The organism is Oleiphilus sp. HI0128 (genome assembly GCF_001635365.1).
Genome location: NZ_LWGG01000845.1, coordinates 1 through 2734 on the forward strand (window position 1 = coordinate 1; position 2734 = coordinate 2734).

The 2734-nt window shown below is 41.6% G+C and carries 2 protein-coding genes and 1 pseudogene; 1 reads left to right on the top strand and 2 read right to left on the bottom strand.

Annotation, left to right across the window (positions count from 1 at the left end):
- A pseudogene (locus A3763_RS28650) lies at positions 1–211 on the top strand (IS3 family transposase); the annotation flags it as partial.
- A 15-nt stretch (positions 212–226) separates the two neighbouring features.
- On the opposite strand, the gene A3763_RS30135 reads toward A3763_RS28650, so the two are convergent.
- Both A3763_RS30135 and A3763_RS13135 read right to left on the bottom strand, forming a co-directional pair.
- Positions 227–532, bottom strand: a complete 306-nt coding sequence (locus tag A3763_RS30135; protein WP_082880462.1) for an acyltransferase — start codon at positions 530–532, stop codon at positions 227–229.
- Positions 533–639: 107 nt separating this feature from the next.
- Positions 640–2734 (bottom strand): VCBS repeat-containing protein (locus tag A3763_RS13135; RefSeq protein WP_197482900.1); only part of this gene is annotated, 2095 nt, incomplete at its 5' end.

Sequence of the window (2734 nt, forward strand, 5' to 3'; positions counted from 1 at the left end):
GTACAACACAGAGCACCGGCATAGTCGAATTAACTTTGTTACCCCAGAGCAAAGGCACTTAGGTCTGGATGAAGAAATATTATCGAAGAGGGATGAGCTTTATCGCAAGATGAAAAGAAAGAACCAAATAAGGTGGTCAAAAGCTACGCGGAACTGGGAGAAAGTGGGTGACGTTAAGTTGAACCCGGAGAAGGAAAAACAAGCAGCTTAAATGCTCAGGCGACAACTACCTTGAAAAACGCCGCTCACCGACCACTAAGGAGATTATGAACACGATAAATAGGAATAAAAAGTATAGAGGAAAAATCCTCAAAGCTCTTCGAACATAAAAGTTTTTAAGATATAGCTTAAAACTCTTTTCCTTGCCTGAAAATAAGCTCAAGGTTATTAGAAAACCCGAGAGTGCAAAAAATAGCTGTACACCAAGCCACCCCCAATAGAGTATGCCACAGTGAAAAAGTATTACCGATAAAACAGCATAACCTCTCAGGCCGTCAAGCGAAGCAGTATAATTTATTGACACAAAGTACATCCATTTAATATCAAGGTTTAAGCTATCCTTGTATTCTATCAGTAATTACTAGGTAAAAAAAAACTGCACAAAGTGAAACTTTGCGCAGTTTCTATAAAGAAATTAGACTACATACCTGAACCTGGGGCCCATACTTCTGCTGAGCCATCTAACCTCAGCATCAAAAACTGGTTTACACCAACATCTTGATAGGAAACTAGTCTTCCTCCATTAGGGTACTGAACAGAGATGTCCACAGTACTTACGCTACCAAGACCACAATGCTCGCTCGAACCACCGTATTGTTGCGCAATATAAATCTCTCTCGTACACAAAATATTATCTGTTTCAGAGTTTCGTATCACTACTCTTGAGTGCAAGCCTTCTGTAGTCGGCGCATCCTTAACCTGGAATGCTAACCAATTGTTATTACTTGGTCCCGTGTTACGTAACAAATTAAGGGTATCTTTATTAGCGCTAGGTTGAGAATTAGAGGAAAATAAATCCAAACGACCGTCGTTATCGTAATCGCCATGCGCCACCACAGTTTTAGAAGCCCCACCTGCTGCAGCTACTCTTCCACCAGACGTACTTAAAACATTTCCGCATGAATACGCTTCCTTCTTCCAGTTCCCTGTTCCACCATTAATAAGTATGCCACAAGGCGCTTCAAAGCCCCCTCCAGTTAGCCAATCAGCTCTAATATCCGTCAAACCATCATTATTGAAGTCTCCAGCACCTAAGCCTGCATATGTAGTTTGATACGTTAAAGAGTTTAGAGTTAACCCTGACAACTCAGTAACTGAAACATCGGTAAACCTGCCCGTCCCGTCATTCTCAAGCAACCATATACCATCACCATCATTGTCGCCATCCGCTAAATCAATAGAATTATTTCCGCCTTTATACACTCTAATCTTAAAGATATCCAAATCACCATCATTATCGTAGTCAATTGGTATCTGTTGGTGTGGGTTTGAGTGTTGCGCCGAGTCAATAGAATAAGAAGTATCAAACATTGATGAGGAGGCTACAAAATTTCCAGAAACTGCATCTGAAAATCCTGAAGGACTATTAAACCAAATCAAGTTAAGCTGAGGATTAACCATATCAGGGTATGAATCATTGTTAGCATCAAAAACTAAAGAGGTCGACCATGCACGCGTTAAATTTGGCTCAGATATATTGTTCCAATCAGGAGTATATAAAACAGTTCTTTCTGGCCAACTATATATTGATCCAAATATTCCTGTACCTGCATTAACGCTATTTAAACTAGAATTAAAACCAACTCCAACCAAAGGCGCTGAAATAAGTTCAATATCTCCATCCCCATTAAAATCTATCGGCAAACATCGATCAACATCATATAAACAGCCTGAAACTCCTGAGTAGCTTTCTTCGCCGCTATTCATAAGAGCAGCTAAAGAAGGGTTACCATCTACATCGGCCCCTAATATATCAGTATCGGAATCACCATCTAGGTCTAACAGCATTACCCATGAAGTAATCCGCCTATTAGAAGGCCCGCTTATAGAATAATCATTCGCTAAGTAGCTAAATGTCCCCTGACACACACCTCCAGCATTGTCCTGTATATATATTCCATCAGGATCAGTAGTTGCATGAGAAGTAATAAATGCATCTAGGCAGCCATCTGCATTAAGGTGTGCAAGATCTGCTTCAAAAGGTGCCACTACAGCTGCCTGACCACTTATAAAATCTGGAAAAGCATTAATCGTCACATCAGCGAAGGAGACTTCACTACCACCTGCACCTACAGAAGAGTCATTATTTTCACCGCCACCAGTACCAGCAGAAGAGTCATCGCTACCTCCTTGTTCAGTAACAACGCTATCAATACTCCCAAAATTAGCTTCTCTTACATATTTAGAGCCACTGCATCCATTACGCCCGCCCCCAAGGTTGACATCATCAGAGCAAACAAAAAAGCCATCATTTGAAGTAACGTTTGAGAATAAAACAAATGTATCATCGTCAGCACAATCAGAGTAATTTCCGCCTTCAGCGCCCGGGCATATTGCGATAAAGTCACTATCAGCGACATTCTGAATATCGCTCCACTGACCACCACATTGCCAGTGAGGATCATCCCCAGCCGAGCAAGATGCCGTCGCTACAAAAACAGGGATGATATCGCCACCTGCACTGCCAGAATCTGTACCACCTGTACTGCCAGAATCTGTACCACCTGTACTGCCA

Coding starts and splice junctions, on each gene's coding strand:
- A3763_RS30135 (WP_082880462.1), bottom strand. CDS start 532: ATGTACTTTGTGTCAATAAATTATACTGCTTCGCTTGACGGCCTGAGA.